The following is a 14,329-nucleotide window of genomic DNA, read 5'->3' on the forward strand; positions in this document are numbered from 1 at the left end:
ATGGATTTTTCAAGTATATTATTTTCTATTTTAATTTTAGGTATATTAGGTCTTTTATTTGGAATTCTTTTAGGGTTTGCTTCAAAAAAATTTGAGGTTAAAGTTGATGAAAGAATTCCTAAAATAAGAGAAATTTTACCTGGTGCTAACTGTGGTGGATGTGGTTACCCAGGATGTGATGCCTATGCTACTGCTGTAGTTGAAGAGGGAGCTGATATTACATTATGTGGTGTTGGAGGAGCAAATGTATCTAAACAGATTGGAGAAATTTTAGGAGTAAAAGTTAAAGCTGTAGAAAAGAAGGTTGCCTTTGTAAAATGTATGGGAGATTGTAATAAAAAGAAAGTTAAATTAAACATACCTACAGATAAAGGTTGTGATGAAGCTAAAGTATTCTTGGAAAGTAAAGAAAATGAAGGGTGTAAATATGGATGCTTTGGTCTAGGAAGTTGTAAAGATGCTTGTAAGTTTGGAGCTATAAGTATTATTAATGGTATAGCACAGATTGATTCTTCAAAATGTGTAGCATGTAAAGCATGTGTTAAAGCCTGTCCACAAAATCTTATTGATATAATAAAAGATGATCAAAAAGTAGTTGTTAAATGTAATTCTAATGATATTGGAAAAGTAGTAAATCAAAATTGTACTGTAGGATGTATTGGATGTAAAATATGTGAAAAAAATTGTCCAAATGAAGCTATAAAGGTTGAAAATTCATTAGCAACTATTAATTATGAAAAATGTAATTCCTGTGGAGTATGTGCATCAAAATGTCCTAAGAAAACGATAAATTTAAGATAAAATTGAGATTAAATAATAAAGAAAAACTTGAAAACACTTGAAAAAAAATAAAAAAACTTTAAAATTAGTGTTAAGTTCTATTTAGGAGGGTTAATATGATTAGCAAAAGAGAAGATTATATTTCATGGGATGAGTATTTTATGGGAGTTGCATTAATTAGTGCTAAAAGAAGTAAGGATCCAAACACTCAAGTTGGAGCTTGTATAGTAGATAGTGATAATAAAATAGTCGGAATTGGGTATAATGGTTTTCCTAAAGGATGTTCAGATGATGAACTACCTTGGAATAATACTGGAGAGTTTTTAGAAACAAAATACCCATATGCATGTCATGCTGAACTTAATGCTATTTTAAATAGTACAGGTAAAAATGTTAAAAACTGTAGAGTATATGCAACATTATTTCCTTGTAATGAATGTGCTAAAGCTATAATTCAATCTGGAATAAATGAGGTAATATATTTATCAGATAAGTATAAGGACACTGACATTGTTAAAGCATCTAAGCTCATGTTTGACAAAGCCAATGTAAAATATAGGTATTTAGGTAGTAAAAGAGAAAATTTATTAATATCATTTAGACCTGAAGATGTTTAACATAAATAAAGCCTATAGGAAATATCCTATAGGTTTTATTTGCTTAAAAAATAGAAGAGTTGACAATTCTTATTGAGTATAGTATATTTTGAATATCAAAATATTTGATTTGACATTCAAAATGTTTGAATTTTATATCTAATAATTTTGAAGTAAGGGAGCGATTTTAGGATGAGGGAAAGTGAGTTAGTACTAAATAATATTTTAGTAAAATTATTTAATAATATTTTGAGAATAGAGGAATTTGCGTTAAAAAGTTCACCTTTTAACGATTTATCAATAACAGAAAACCATACTATAGAGGCTATAGGAGTAGGGAAAGCAAGAACAATGTCTGAAGTGGCATTAGATTTAAATATTACTGTAGGAACTTTAACAACTGCTATAAACAAGCTAATAAAAAAGGGATATGTTAATAGAAGAAGAATAGAAGAAGATAGAAGAGTTGTTATGATAGAGCTTACAGAAAAGGGAACTTTAGCTTATAAAGTACATGAGAAATTTCATGAAGAAATGATAGATCATGTTCTAGAAGAACTAGGTGTTCAGGAGGAGGAAGTCTTAATAAGTTCTTTAGGGAAGCTAGATAAGTTCTTCGAAAAGAAACTAGAACTTATAAAATCAAAGGAGATTTAATATGAAAAATGCTAAAATGATAGGATTTGGCTTGTACACACCTAAAAATTTAATAGAAAATGAAAGATTACAAGAATTTTTAGATACTAGTGATGAATGGATTAGAACAAGAACTGGAATAGAGAGAAGATATATTTCACTAGAAGAAAATACATCTGATTTAGCAGTAGAGGCTGGAAAAGTGGCTTTAGCTAAAGCAGGCCTAAGTGCAGAGGATATAGATGTTATAATCTTAGCTACTGTAACTCCAGATAATTTTACTCCATCTACAGCATGTATAGTACAAGATAAATTAGGAGCTAAAAATGCATGGGCTTTTGATATAAACGCAGCATGCACTGGGTTTATATATGCACTTAAGATGGGAAGATCACTAATAAAATCAGGAGAAGCTAAAAATGCATTGATAATAGGCGCTGAAACTTTATCAAAGGCACTTAACTGGGAAGATAGAGGAAGTTGTGTATTATTTGGTGATGGTGCTGGAGCTACTGTTATTACAGCTACTGAAGAAGATTGTGGAATAAGATGTGTTAATGTAAAATCAGATGGAACGAAAGGTGATTCGCTTGTCATTGAAGCACTGCCATTAAATAGTCCATTTAAAAATGAAAAGAAGGTTTCTGAAAATTACATAAGCATGAATGGAAGAGAAATATTTAAATTTGCTACAAAAGTAATGGAAGAAAGTATAGTTGAAATTTTAGAAAATGAAAATATTAAGATAGATGAAATTGATGCTATAATTCCTCACCAAGCAAATCTAAGAATTATAGATTACGTAGGTAAAAGATTAGGAATACCAACTGAAAAATTTATAATAAACCTAAAAAATTATGGTAATACATCTGGTGCAAGTATTCCAATAGCACTTTGTGAGGCTGTAGATGAAGGAAAAGTAAAAAGAGGAGACAACATAATAATGGTTGGATTCGGTGGTGGTCTTACTTGGGGAGCTACTTTAGTTAAATTATAAAATTTCAAAAAACAAAATCTAGAAAATAATATTATATAAGAATATAATTATAAATATATCAATTTTTAATCCGTTATGTTTTAGGAGGTATTTTAATGGCTAAACTAGGATTTTTATTTGCAGGGCAAGGCGCTCAATATGTAGGTATGGGAAAAGAGTTCTTTGATAAATTTGAAGAGAGTAAAGAGATATTTAAAATAAGTAGTAATGCTTTAGGATTAGATATGGAAGAATTATGTTTTAATGATCCAGATGGATTATTAAATAAAACAGAATTTACTCAACCTGCAATAGTAACAACAAACATGGCTATATTAACAGCTTTAGACAAATTAGGAATTAAGTCAGATATAAGTTGTGGATTAAGTCTAGGAGAATATTCTGCACTTATTCATAGTGGTGCCATTAACTTTGAGGATGGAGTTAAGCTTGTTAAAAAAAGAGGTAAGTTTATGCAAGAAGCTGTTGCCGAAGGCATTGGGGGTATGGTTGCAGTTTTAAGAATGACACCTGAGCAAGTTGACGAAATAATAGAGAAAAGTTCTGAATATGGAGTAGTTGAAGGTGCAAACTATAACTCACCTGGTCAAATTGTTATATCTGGAGAATTAAAAGCTCTAGATAAAGCTATGGAATTCATAAAAGAAGCCGGTGGAAGAGCCGTAAAATTACCAGTTTCAGCTCCTTTTCATTGTTCAATGTTACAACCAGCAGCTGAAAAGTTAGAAGAAGAATTAAAGAAAATCTCAATAAATGAACTTAATGGTGTTGTTATGTCAAACGTTAAAGGCGAGGCTTACTCAGAAGATGATGACATAATAGAACTTTTAACTTCTCAAGTTAAAAAATCTGTTTTATTCGTAAATGATATAGAAAAGATGCTTGAAAATGGTGTTGATACTTTTATAGAAATAGGACCAGGTAAAGCCTTAAGTGGTTTTGTGAAGAAAATAAATAAAAATGTTACTGTACTTAACGTTGAAGATTTAAATTCATTAGAAAAAACATTATCAAAATTAAAAGATATGGAGGTACTTTAATCTATGTTAAAAGATAAAGTAGCAGTAGTAACTGGTGGAACAAGAGGTATTGGAAGAGCGATTGCTTTAAAATTAGCAGATAATGGAGCAAATATAGTTATAAATTATAGAAATTCCGATAAGGAAGCAGAAGAATTAAAAGCTATTTTAGAAGAAAAAGGTGTAAAAGTTCTTACTGTAAAATGTGATATAAGTAATTTTGAAGACTCTAAAAAACTTATTGATAAGTGTAAAGAAGAATTTGGAAAAATAGATATTCTTATAAATAATGCTGGTATAACAAAAGATACATTAATTATGAGAATGAAAGAAGAAGATTTTGATAGTGTAATAGATGTTAATCTAAAAGGAACATTTAATTGTGCTAAACATGCTTCTGCCATAATGTTGAAACAAAAGTTTGGTAAAATTATAAATATGACATCTGTTGTTGGAATAACAGGTAATGCTGGTCAATCTAACTATGCAGCATCAAAAGCTGGAGTTATAGGACTAACTAAGTCATTAGCTAGAGAGTTAGGAAGTAGAGGAATAACTGTTAATGCAGTAGCTCCTGGATTTATAAATACAGATATGACATCAGTTTTATCTGATAAAGTTAAAGAAGAGGCTATTAAAAATATTCCTTTAAAGAAATTAGGGAATCCTGAAGATATTGCTAATTTAGTAGGATTTTTAGCATCAGATGCAGCAAATTATATAACAGGTCAAGTCATAAATGTAGACGGCGGAATGGTAATGTAGGAGGATTTATTATTATGGAAAACAGAGTTGTTATAACGGGAATGGGAGCAGTTACCCCAATCGGAAATAATGTAAATGAATTTTGGACGAATGCTAAAAATGGTGTTTGTGGAATAGATGAAATAACTTTATTTGATACTACTGATTATAAGGTTAAAATAGCAGGAGAAGTTAAAAACTTTAATGTAGAAGAGTTTATTGATAAGAAAGAAGCTAAGCGTTTAGATAGATTTACTCATTTTGCTCTTGTTGCTACAGAAGAAGCTATGAAAGATGCTAAGTTAGATTTAAGTAGTGATAATGTAGATCCAAATAGAGTTGGAGTTATTGTTGGATCTGGAATAGGAGGATATGCTACTTTAGAAGCTCAGTTTGATGTTTTATTAAACAGAGGACCAGCTAGAGTTTCTCCATTTGCAATTCCTGCTGGAATAATAAATTTAGTGGCTGGAAACATAGCTATTAAATATGGTGCAAAAGGAGTATGTGAATCATTAGTTACAGCTTGCGCAACAGGGGTAAGTTCTATAGGAGCTGCTTATAGAAGTATAAAACATGGATATTCTGATATAGTTATATCAGGAGGATCAGAGGCAGCTATAACAAGAGCTGCAATCGCAGGTTTCACTAATCTTAAGGCATTAAATACTAATAACGAGCCAGAGAGAGCTTCAATTCCATTTGATAAGGAAAGAGCTGGATTTGTTATGGGAGAGGGTGCTGGAATATTAATTTTAGAAAGCTTAGAAAGCGCTCAGAAAAGAGGAGCTAAAATCTATGGAGAAATCATAGGATATGGTGCAACTTGTGATGCATATCATATAACTTCACCTGATCCAGAGGGAGAAGGAGCTAAAAGAGCTATTGAAGCTGCTATTGAAGAAGGTAAAATAAATAAAGATGAAGTTTCATATGTAAACGCACATGGAACAAGTACTCCTTTAAATGATAAGTTTGAAACTTTAGCTATTAAAGGATGCTTTGGGGAACAAGCTTATAAGATTCCTGTTTCATCAACAAAATCAATGACAGGTCATCTTCTAGGTGCTGCTGGAGCTATAGAATCTGTAATTTGTATAAAAGCCCTAGAAGAAGGATTTATACCTCCAACAATAGGCTTTAAAGTTCCAGATGAAGAATGTGACTTAGATTATGTTGTAAATGAAGGTAGAGAAGCAGATTTAAAATATGTAATAAATAATGCACTAGGTTTTGGTGGTCATAACGCATCATTATTATTTAAAAAATGGGATTAGGAGTTGAAACAATGAACCTTAATGATATTAAAGAGCTTATAGATAAAATAGATTCTTCTAACATTTCTTATTTCGAAGTTAAGATAGATAACTCATATATAAAAATGGATAAATCACTAATTAGAAACTTAACAGAAGAAAGTAAGTCTTCAAACGTAGAAGTTAATGAAATAACCGAAGTAAAAGAAACAAAAGTAGAATCAGTTTCAAAATTAGAGGAAACTGTATTAGAAAATGTTCAAGAAGTTGTAGCTGATGAGGAATTATATGTAGTTACTTCACCAATGGTAGGTACATTCTATGAATCATCTGGTGTTGGTGAAAAAAGTTATGTTTCTATTGGAAGTAAAATTGCTCCAGGAGATATTTTATGTATAGTTGAAGCTATGAAACTTATGAACGAAATTGAAAGTGAAGTGTCTGGAGAAATTGTTGAGGTACTAGTTGAAAACGGAAATATGGTTGAATACGATCAGCCGTTATTTAAAGTTAGGAGAGCATAATTATGATGAATATAAATGAAATTAAGGAAATTCTTCCTCATAGATATCCTTTTTTACTTGTTGATAAAGTAGAGGAAATAACAGAAAATAAAGTTGTTGCATATAAAAATGTAACTATAAACGAACCTTTCTTCCAAGGACATTTCCCAGACTATCCAGTGATGCCAGGAGTATTAATAGTAGAAGCATTAGCACAAACTGGAGCAGTGGCAATGTTAAGCAAAGAAGAATTTAAAGGAAAAACTCCTTTCTTTGCGGGAATAGATAAGCTTAGATTTAAGAAGCAAGTTTTACCTGGAGATACCTTAAGATTAGAAGTTGAAATAATAAAACTTAGAGGAAGCATCGGATTTGGTAAAGCTACAGCTACTGTTGATGGAAAAATCGCTTGTTCTGGAGAAATTATGTTTGCAATAGGTTAGGTGATTAGAGTATGTTTAAAAAAATATTAATAGCAAATAGAGGTGAAATAGCTGTTAGAATAATAAGAGCTTGTAGAGAATTAGGAATTCTTACAGTTGCTGTTTATTCTGAGATAGATAGAGATGCACTGCATGTACAATTAGCTGATGAAGCCGTGTGTATAGGACCATGGAATTCTAAAGAAAGTTACTTAAATATTCAAAATATACTAAGTGCTTGTGTTTTAACTGGTGCTGAAGCTATCCATCCTGGATTTGGTTTTTTATCTGAAAATCCAAGATTTGCTAAAATGTGTGAAGAGTGTAATATAGAGTTTATAGGTCCTAATTGGAGATCTATAGAACTTATGGGTAACAAAGCTATGGCAAGAGAAATAATGAAGAAAGCTGATGTTCCTGTTGTACCTGGATATGAAGGAGAAATTGAAAGTCCAGAGTTTGCTTTAGAGATAGCAAAAAAAATAGGTTTTCCTGTAATAGTAAAAGCTTCTGCTGGTGGTGGTGGAAAAGGAATAAGAATAGTCTATAAAGAAGAAGATTTTATTTCAAACTACAACACAGCAAAATCAGAGGCTCGAACAAACTTTGGAGATGATAAAATCTACATTGAAAGATTTGTTGAGAAACCTAAACATATAGAAGTACAGTTATTATGCGATAAACATGGAAATGCTGTTTACCTTTTTGAAAGAGATTGTTCAGTCCAAAGAAAAAATCAGAAGATTTTAGAGGAAGCTCCTTCAGCAATTTTAACTGATGAACAAAGAGCTAAGCTTGGAGAGATAGCTGTTAGAGCTGCAAAAGCTGTAAATTATCATAATGTTGGAACAATTGAGTTTTTATTAGATAAAACAGGTGAGTTCTATTTCATGGAAATGAATACTAGAATACAGGTTGAACATCCAATAACTGAAATGATAACAGGTATTGATCTTGTTAAAGAACAAATAAAAGTTGCTGCTGGTAAAGAATTAGAAGTAACTCAAGATGATTTAAAAATAAATGGCCACTCTATAGAATGTAGAATAAATGCCGAGGACCCAAGCAAAAACTTTATGCCATGTCCTGGATTAATAAAAGATGTTAATTTCCCAGGTGGCTTTGGAGTTCGTTTAGATACAGCTATTTATTCAGGATATAAGATTCCTCATTGTTATGATTCAATGATTGGGAAATTAATAGTTCATGGCAAAGATAGAGAAGAAGCAATTTCTAAAATGAAAAGAGCTTTAGATGAGTTTGCTATTGATGGTATAACAAGTAACATAGACTATCACTTTTTAATATTAGATCATGAAGATTTTAAAAATGGTACTTATAATACTTCATTTTTAGCTGAAAAGTTGGTGAATAAGTATGATTAAGAATTTATTAAACAAAAGAAAATATATAATGGTTAGTTCAGTAGAATTAAATGATGCTGAGGTAGGTCCAGAAGAAAAACCTAATATACCATCTGGTATGTGGAGTAAGTGTGAAAAGTGTGCAAAAATACTATATACTGAAGATTTAAAAGAGAATTTTAATGTGTGTCCTAGTTGCGGGCATCACTTTAAAATAGGTGCATATGAAAGAATTGAATACTTAACAGATAAAAATAGTTTTGTTGAATTTAATAAGAAAGTCGTTGGAAGAAACCCATTAGACTTTAAAGGATATGAAGAAAAAATTAAGGGCTATCAAAAGAAAAGCAATGTTGTTGAAGGAGTTGTAACTGGAGAAGCTCTTATTGCTAACAGAAAAGTCGTTCTTTGTGTAATGGATTCTAATTTCATGATGGGAAGCATGGGAACAGCTGTTGGTGAAAAAATAACAAGAGCTGTTGAATATGCAACTAAAAACAGACTTCCTTTAATAATATTTACTTGCTCTGGTGGAGCAAGAATGCAAGAGGGTATTTACTCTCTTATGCAAATGGCAAAAGTTAGTGGTGCTATTTATAGACACAATCAAGAGAACTTATTATATATTACAGTATTAACTAATCCTACTACAGGTGGGGTAACTGCTAGCTTTGCTATGGAAGGCGATATTATATTAAGTGAGCCTGGATGTTTAGTTGGTTTCGCTGGTAGAAGAGTAATAGAAGGTACTATAAATGAAAAACTACCTGATGATTTCCAAACAGCAGAATTCTTACTACAAAAAGGATTTATTGATAAAATAGTAGAAAGAAAAGATTTAAAACAGGTATTAACTTCTCTTTTAAGAATGCATGAGGTGGATTATGAGTAGAGAATTAATAAGAACGGCAGATGCATGGAGTAAAGTAAAAATAGCTAGAGATCCTAATCGTCCTAATGCGAAATTTTATATAGATGAAATATTTGATGAATTCATCGAATTACATGGAGATAGAAATTTTGGTGATGATAAGGCAATAATAGGTGGAATAGCTCTTCTAAATAATTTAAGTTTTACTGTTGTAGGTATATGTAAGGGAGAAAATACTAAAGAAAATATAAGAAGAAACTTTGGTATGCCTCATCCAGAAGGATATAGAAAAGCATTAAGACTTATGAAACAAGCAGAAAAATTTAAAAGACCAATAATTTGTTTTGTTGATACTCCTGGAGCTTTTTGTGGAATAGGGGCTGAAGAAAGAGGGCAAGGGCAAGCTATAGCTCAAAACCTAGTTGAACTTATGGGATTAAAGGTTCCAGTAATATCAATAGTTATTGGAGAAGGTGGCAGTGGTGGTGCCTTAGCATTAGCTGTTGCTGATAGAGTATTCATGTTAGAACACTCAGTTTATTCAGTATTATCTCCAGAAGGTTTTGCATCTATATTATGGAAGGATGCATCCAGAGCAGAAGAGGCTGCTAATGTAATGAAAATAACTGCACAGGACTTAAAAAGTTTTAATATAATAGATAAAATAATAAAAGAGCCTAGAGGGGGCGCTCATAAGAACCCTGCTAAGACAGCTCAAAATATTAAAAAGACACTTCTAGAAACATTGTCTGAAATGAAAGGTACAAATTTAGATACCTTATTAAACGAAAGATATAACAAATATAGAAATATAGAAAATAATCTATAGGATATATTTTATATAAAATGAAACACATGAGTTTTATTTAAACTCATGTGTTTTTTATTAGATAATATTTAAAATAGAGATTAAGTTGTAAGCATCTTTATTAATATATCTATTATTGATTTATTTTTCTTTAAAGCATCCACATAGTCAGCTACGTGAAGTTTATAGTATTCTTTACCTTCATCTGTTATTCTATACATCTTTTTTGTTCTTTTATTTATAAAGTCATCACCTATCCAGTAACTTGTAACTAATCCTTTTTGCTCTAAGTCGTAAAGTGTATCATAGATTGTACTAGATGATACTGGAAATGGAAGGGGAGAACTAGAAAATTCATCTTTAAAAGCTTCTAGAACTTTATTTCCGAAAACTTCATGTCCTTTTGAAAGTTCTTTTAATACATAAAAAGAATATAACTGTTTTGCATTTATAATATTTCTTGGTGCAACCATACGAGTTCTTTTATTCAAAAAACCTCACCTCCAAATTTTACATTTTATATTATAAGTATAACTCAAATTATTACATAAAGTAATTAACAATTTATAATTTCTTGAATATACTATATTATACAAAAGAAGTGAGGTGAACTATTATGTCAAGAAGGTGTCGTTGTAGAAGAGATTGTTGTTGTTGTTGCAGAAGAGATTGTTGTTGCAGAAGAGGTTGTGGTGGCTTTGGAAGTTGCGGCGGATTCGGTGGATTTGGCGGATGCAATGGATTTGGTAATTGTGGATGCGGATTTCCTCTAATTTTACTTCTTCTACTAGGCTGTGGTGGATGCGGTGGCTTTGGCTTCAATCGTGGATGCTTCTTTTAATTAGTATTCTATATAATAACAGCATAGATTGGTTATATAAGGTAGGAGAATTTCTCCTATCTTATAATTTTTCATAAGTTTCTTTTAGTAATAAGGCATCTTTCTCTAAAAGTGGACTTTCACAAATTATACAACCTTTTACTTTATAATCTTTAAGTGCTCTTAAACATTCAACATAGTTAAAATCACTTTCTAAAAATGGCAAGTGATTTCTTTCTCCTTTTGCAGTGTAATGTATTCCAGACATATGAATATGTAAATCTTCTAAAGCTTCATTGCCTAAATTTTCTTTTATATATTCTAAGATTTCTGCAAAATCTTTATATTCCTTTAGAGCACCAATTCCTCTTGCATGAATATGAGAAAAATCGATACATAGTTTACAAGATGGAACTTCTTTACATATATCAACTAATTCTTGTAAATTTCCAAATTGAGTTCCTTTTCCTGTAGTTTCTAATCTATAATCAACACCTTCATAAGGAAGTTTCTTTAAATTCTTCTTTATTTCTTCTAAAGTATCTTCTTTTGAAGATTTTAAATAAAATCCTGGATGGAATACTAAACTTCTACCTCCGACGCTTTTTAGAGCTTCAGCTCCTTTAAGTATTCTTTCAATAGATTTCTCTTTCTTTTCCTCTTCTTCAGCATTTAAATTTATAAAATAAGAACCATGGGCTGAAAGATAAAAATCATTTTTTTCTTTAACTTCTATTATTTTATCCTTATTCTTGGCTGTAACATTGACAGATCTAACAAAAGGAAGTTCCATAGCATCTAGTCCTATTTCTTTTAAATATTCAATTCCTGTTGCATAGTTGAATTTCTGGCCTTCTTCACCGTTTGGTAAACCTGAAATTCCAAATAAAAGTTTTTTCATTTTATCACCTCTTTTTAAAGTATAGCAAAACACTAGGAATTATTCAATAGAAAGTAATTATTATTTAATATGAATTATATTCTATCAATTTTCTTAATATATAGATATATTTTCCGTTTTTTTAAAGAAAAAATGCAATAATTCGAAATAAATATTGCATTTTGCCCTATAGTTATTTAAAATTATTAGTAGAAACTATAGATGGAGTGTGTAAAATGGAAGAAAGATTGCAAAAATACATGGCAAGGTGTGGAGTAGCATCAAGAAGAAAGTGCGAAGAAATTATTTGCAGTGGTAAAGTAAAGGTTAATGACATTGTTGTTGATTCACTTGGTACAAAAGTTAATCCTTCAATAGATGTTATTAGCGTTAATAATAAAGTAATAAGTCCTGAAGAAAATAAAGTATATATAATGTTAAATAAACCAGAAGGATATGTAACAACAAATAAGGATGAAAAAAATAGGAAGACTATTTTAGATATAGTGAAAGTAAATGAAAGAATTTATCCAATAGGACGTCTTGACTATGATAGTTCTGGTTTACTTTTATTAACTAATGATGGAGATGTATATAATAAGATAATACATCCAAGGGTTAATTTAAATAAGGAGTATGTTTCTCTAGTAAAAGGAATTTTTACAGAAGACGAAATGAATAGATTCAGAAAAGGTGTGGATATAGGCGACTATAAGACAGCAGAATGTGAAATAGAACTATTAGAAAAATATTCTAATAGTTGTAAAGTTAAAATAATAATTCACGAAGGTAAAAATAGACAGATAAGAAGAATGTGTGCAGCGTTTAATCATGAAGTTGTTTCTTTAAAAAGAGAAGCTATTGGAAAATTAACTTTAAAGAATTTAAAGAAAGGAGAATGGAGATATTTAAGTAATTCAGAAATTGATTATATAAAATCTCTATAATCTATATGTTTAAATATGTAACTGACGTAAGCAATATATATCATAATATAATAACTTCTTTCATAGAAGAGAAAAATGTAGCAATAGATGCTACATTAGGAAATGGCCATGATTGTGATTTTTTGAGTAAATTATTTAAAAAAGTATATGCCTTTGATATACAAGAAGAAGCTATAAATTCATATAAATCAAAAAACAAAGAAAATGTAGAAGAAATTTTAGATTCACATGAAAACTTTGAACATTATATAAAAGAAGAGAGTGTTGATTGTATAGTTTATAATTTAGGATATCTTCCAGGTAATAATAAGGAAGTTACTACGATTGCACATAGTACTTTAAAAAGTATAAAAATTGGACTAGATTTATTAGGTGCAAATGGTTTAATGATAATAGCACTTTATAGTGGGCATGAAGAAGGGAAAATCGAAAAAGAAGCTGTACTTGATTTTACAAGTAGTTTGCCTAAGAATAAATATGGTGTTTTACATACAGAGTTTACTAATAGAGCTAAGAAGGCACCTTCTTTAGTTGTAATTGAAAAGAAGTTTAAATAAGATTTTAATATGATAAAGAGAGGATTTTTAAAATGGAAAGTCAAGATTTAATGAGATTAATTCAAGTTAAGTTTCCAAAGCTTAGTAAAGGACAAAAGCTTATAGCTGAATATATATTAAAAAACTATGATAAGGCTGCATTTATGACTGCTGCTAAATTAGGAAATAATGTTGGAGTAAGTGAATCAACAGTTGTTAGATTTGCCACAGAACTTGGATTCTCAGGTTATCCAAAGCTACAAAAGGCACTTCAAGAATTAATAAAAAATAAATTAACTTCAGTACAAAGATTAGAATTATCTAATGACTTCATAAGTGAAGAAAATGCCTTAAAAGGTGTTTTAAAGGCTGATATAGAGAATATAAGAGCAACATTAGAAAAAATAAACCATAAAACTTTTGATGAGGTTGTAAATGAAATATTCAAGGCTAAAAGAATATATATAATAGGTCTTAGAAGCTCTACTGCACTTGCAGAATTTTTAGGATTCTATTTAAATTTAATATTAGATAATGTAAGAGTAGTTTCTAATGGGATAAGTGATACTTTCGAACAAATGCTTAACTTAGGGGAAGGAGACTTAGTTATAGGAATAGGATTCCCAAGATATGCATTAAAAACAATAGATGCTTTAGAATTTGCTAAAACTAGAAATGCTAAAATAGTTTCTATTACAGATAGCTTAATTTCTCCTTTAGCATCTCAATCAAATCATACACTTATAGCACAGAGTAACATGGCCTCATTTGTAGATTCATTAGTAGCTCCTTTAAGTGTAATAAACGCTTTAATAATAGCTGTTGGAATAAGAGAAAAAGAAAAAATAACATCAACATTTAGTGAGTTAGAAAAGATATGGAAAGATTATAATGTCTACTCATATAATAAAAATAACATAGAACCTTAGAATAAAAGCTGTATAAGGATATAATAAAAAAAATATAAATATATTTGAGAGTTAATTTGTAAGTTGAAAATTTATAAAAGCTATTCTCTTATATAATTTATAAGTTTTTATAAATTATATCTTTGTATAGCTTAAATTTTCGAATTTACATAGAATACCAAGTAAATGCATTTGTTGACAAATGTATTTAAGAAAGTTTATTATTAGTTTGACTCAATTAG

General features: G+C 30.0%; 18 protein-coding genes. 16 read left to right on the forward strand and 2 right to left on the reverse strand.

Features of this window, described 5'->3' with window-relative positions; genetic code table 11:
- The 12 genes from AC2A4K_RS08450 to AC2A4K_RS08505 all read left to right on the forward strand — a co-directional run bounded on the left by AC2A4K_RS08450 (nt 1) and on the right by AC2A4K_RS08505 (nt 10,017).
- Nucleotides 1-801, forward strand: coding sequence for an RnfABCDGE type electron transport complex subunit B (locus tag AC2A4K_RS08450; RefSeq protein WP_322503383.1), 801 nt, complete (start codon nt 1-3; stop codon nt 799-801).
- Between the two features lie 95 nt (nt 802-896).
- Entirely contained in the window at nt 897-1,397 is a 501-nt protein-coding gene (locus tag AC2A4K_RS08455) for a deoxycytidylate deaminase (RefSeq protein ID WP_322503382.1), read from the forward strand.
- Between the two features lie 171 nt (nt 1,398-1,568).
- Complete coding sequence (locus tag AC2A4K_RS08460) at nt 1,569-2,033, forward strand: MarR family winged helix-turn-helix transcriptional regulator (RefSeq protein ID WP_322503381.1); 465 nt, start codon at nt 1,569-1,571, stop codon at nt 2,031-2,033.
- Nucleotide 2,034: 1 nt separating this feature from the next.
- Nucleotides 2,035-3,009 carry a beta-ketoacyl-ACP synthase III gene (locus AC2A4K_RS08465; protein ID WP_322503380.1) on the forward strand — a complete coding sequence of 325 codons (975 nt, stop codon included), beginning with the start codon at nt 2,035-2,037 and terminating at the stop codon, nt 3,007-3,009.
- A 95-nt stretch (nt 3,010-3,104) separates the two neighbouring features.
- On the forward strand, nt 3,105-4,049 hold the full coding sequence (fabD, locus tag AC2A4K_RS08470; protein ID WP_322503379.1) for an ACP S-malonyltransferase: 945 nt from the start codon (nt 3,105-3,107) through the stop codon (nt 4,047-4,049).
- A 3-nt stretch (nt 4,050-4,052) separates the two neighbouring features.
- Nucleotides 4,053-4,793 (forward strand): 3-oxoacyl-[acyl-carrier-protein] reductase, encoded by a 741-nt coding sequence (gene fabG / locus AC2A4K_RS08475; protein WP_322503378.1) that lies wholly within the window; start codon nt 4,053-4,055, stop codon nt 4,791-4,793.
- Nucleotides 4,794-4,807: 14 nt separating this feature from the next.
- Entirely contained in the window at nt 4,808-6,049 is a 1,242-nt protein-coding gene (fabF, locus tag AC2A4K_RS08480; protein ID WP_322503377.1) for a beta-ketoacyl-ACP synthase II, read from the forward strand.
- A gap of 11 nt (nt 6,050-6,060) precedes the next feature.
- On the forward strand, nt 6,061-6,552 hold the full coding sequence (gene accB, locus AC2A4K_RS08485; protein WP_322503376.1) for an acetyl-CoA carboxylase biotin carboxyl carrier protein: 492 nt from the start codon (nt 6,061-6,063) through the stop codon (nt 6,550-6,552).
- 2 nt (nt 6,553-6,554) lie between these two features.
- The gene (gene fabZ / locus AC2A4K_RS08490; protein WP_322503375.1) at nt 6,555-6,974 is read left to right on the forward strand and encodes a 3-hydroxyacyl-ACP dehydratase FabZ; all 420 of its coding nucleotides are present in this window, start codon (nt 6,555-6,557) and stop codon (nt 6,972-6,974) included.
- 11 nt (nt 6,975-6,985) lie between these two features.
- Nucleotides 6,986-8,338 (forward strand): acetyl-CoA carboxylase biotin carboxylase subunit, encoded by a 1,353-nt coding sequence (locus AC2A4K_RS08495; RefSeq protein ID WP_322503374.1) that lies wholly within the window; start codon nt 6,986-6,988, stop codon nt 8,336-8,338.
- A complete protein-coding gene (gene accD / locus AC2A4K_RS08500) occupies nt 8,331-9,209 on the forward strand; it encodes an acetyl-CoA carboxylase, carboxyltransferase subunit beta (RefSeq protein ID WP_322503373.1) in 879 nt (292 codons plus the stop codon). Before AC2A4K_RS08495 ends, accD begins: the two co-directional genes overlap by 8 nt.
- On the forward strand, nt 9,202-10,017 hold the full coding sequence (locus AC2A4K_RS08505) for an acetyl-CoA carboxylase carboxyltransferase subunit alpha (protein ID WP_322503372.1): 816 nt from the start codon (nt 9,202-9,204) through the stop codon (nt 10,015-10,017). Before accD ends, AC2A4K_RS08505 begins: the two co-directional genes overlap by 8 nt.
- An 80-nt stretch (nt 10,018-10,097) precedes the next feature.
- Here AC2A4K_RS08505 and AC2A4K_RS08510 read toward each other — a convergent pair whose 3' ends face one another.
- Nucleotides 10,098-10,487 carry a PadR family transcriptional regulator gene (locus tag AC2A4K_RS08510; RefSeq protein ID WP_322503371.1) on the reverse strand — a complete coding sequence of 130 codons (390 nt, stop codon included), beginning with the start codon at nt 10,485-10,487 and terminating at the stop codon, nt 10,098-10,100.
- Between the two features lie 125 nt (nt 10,488-10,612).
- Between AC2A4K_RS08510 and AC2A4K_RS08515 the strand changes: the two genes are divergently transcribed.
- Nucleotides 10,613-10,837 carry a ground-like protein gene (locus AC2A4K_RS08515; RefSeq protein ID WP_322503370.1) on the forward strand — a complete coding sequence of 75 codons (225 nt, stop codon included), beginning with the start codon at nt 10,613-10,615 and terminating at the stop codon, nt 10,835-10,837.
- Nucleotides 10,838-10,898: 61 nt separating this feature from the next.
- Here the strand turns inward: AC2A4K_RS08515 and AC2A4K_RS08520 are convergent, their stop codons facing one another.
- Entirely contained in the window at nt 10,899-11,717 is an 819-nt protein-coding gene (locus tag AC2A4K_RS08520) for a TIM barrel protein (protein WP_322503369.1), read from the reverse strand.
- Nucleotides 11,718-11,932: 215 nt separating this feature from the next.
- Here AC2A4K_RS08520 and AC2A4K_RS08525 point away from each other — a divergent pair, with 215 nt between their 5' ends.
- From AC2A4K_RS08525 to AC2A4K_RS08535, 3 genes are read left to right on the forward strand one after another with little or no spacing between them, the layout of a single operon-like run.
- The gene (locus tag AC2A4K_RS08525) at nt 11,933-12,643 is read left to right on the forward strand and encodes a pseudouridine synthase (protein ID WP_322503368.1); all 711 of its coding nucleotides are present in this window, start codon (nt 11,933-11,935) and stop codon (nt 12,641-12,643) included.
- A 5-nt stretch (nt 12,644-12,648) separates the two neighbouring features.
- Complete coding sequence (gene mnmM, locus AC2A4K_RS08530) at nt 12,649-13,200, forward strand: tRNA 5-(aminomethyl)-2-thiouridylate-methyltransferase MnmM (RefSeq protein WP_322503367.1); 552 nt, start codon at nt 12,649-12,651, stop codon at nt 13,198-13,200.
- A 32-nt stretch (nt 13,201-13,232) separates the two neighbouring features.
- Nucleotides 13,233-14,108 carry a MurR/RpiR family transcriptional regulator gene (locus AC2A4K_RS08535; RefSeq protein WP_322503366.1) on the forward strand — a complete coding sequence of 292 codons (876 nt, stop codon included), beginning with the start codon at nt 13,233-13,235 and terminating at the stop codon, nt 14,106-14,108.
- Nucleotides 14,109-14,329: the final 221 nt, after the last annotated feature.

Source organism: Clostridium sp. LIBA-8841, assembly GCF_057782475.1.

Bases quoted from the DNA above. Each gene is read 5' to 3' on its own strand.
- AC2A4K_RS08450 (WP_322503383.1), top strand. From the start codon at position 1: ATGGATTTTTCAAGTATATTATTTTCTATTTTAATTTTAGGTATATTA.
- AC2A4K_RS08455 (WP_322503382.1), top strand. From the start codon at position 897: ATGATTAGCAAAAGAGAAGATTATATTTCATGGGATGAGTATTTTATG.
- AC2A4K_RS08460 (WP_322503381.1), top strand. From the start codon at position 1,569: ATGAGGGAAAGTGAGTTAGTACTAAATAATATTTTAGTAAAATTATTT.
- AC2A4K_RS08465 (WP_322503380.1), top strand. From the start codon at position 2,035: ATGAAAAATGCTAAAATGATAGGATTTGGCTTGTACACACCTAAAAAT.
- fabD (WP_322503379.1), top strand. From the start codon at position 3,105: ATGGCTAAACTAGGATTTTTATTTGCAGGGCAAGGCGCTCAATATGTA.
- fabG (WP_322503378.1), top strand. From the start codon at position 4,053: ATGTTAAAAGATAAAGTAGCAGTAGTAACTGGTGGAACAAGAGGTATT.
- fabF (WP_322503377.1), top strand. From the start codon at position 4,808: ATGGAAAACAGAGTTGTTATAACGGGAATGGGAGCAGTTACCCCAATC.
- accB (WP_322503376.1), top strand. From the start codon at position 6,061: ATGAACCTTAATGATATTAAAGAGCTTATAGATAAAATAGATTCTTCT.
- fabZ (WP_322503375.1), top strand. From the start codon at position 6,555: ATGATGAATATAAATGAAATTAAGGAAATTCTTCCTCATAGATATCCT.
- AC2A4K_RS08495 (WP_322503374.1), top strand. From the start codon at position 6,986: ATGTTTAAAAAAATATTAATAGCAAATAGAGGTGAAATAGCTGTTAGA.
- accD (WP_322503373.1), top strand. From the start codon at position 8,331: ATGATTAAGAATTTATTAAACAAAAGAAAATATATAATGGTTAGTTCA.
- AC2A4K_RS08505 (WP_322503372.1), top strand. From the start codon at position 9,202: ATGAGTAGAGAATTAATAAGAACGGCAGATGCATGGAGTAAAGTAAAA.
- AC2A4K_RS08515 (WP_322503370.1), top strand. From the start codon at position 10,613: ATGTCAAGAAGGTGTCGTTGTAGAAGAGATTGTTGTTGTTGTTGCAGA.
- AC2A4K_RS08520 (WP_322503369.1), bottom strand. From the start codon at position 11,717: ATGAAAAAACTTTTATTTGGAATTTCAGGTTTACCAAACGGTGAAGAA.
- AC2A4K_RS08525 (WP_322503368.1), top strand. From the start codon at position 11,933: ATGGAAGAAAGATTGCAAAAATACATGGCAAGGTGTGGAGTAGCATCA.
- mnmM (WP_322503367.1), top strand. From the start codon at position 12,649: ATGTTTAAATATGTAACTGACGTAAGCAATATATATCATAATATAATA.
- AC2A4K_RS08535 (WP_322503366.1), top strand. From the start codon at position 13,233: ATGGAAAGTCAAGATTTAATGAGATTAATTCAAGTTAAGTTTCCAAAG.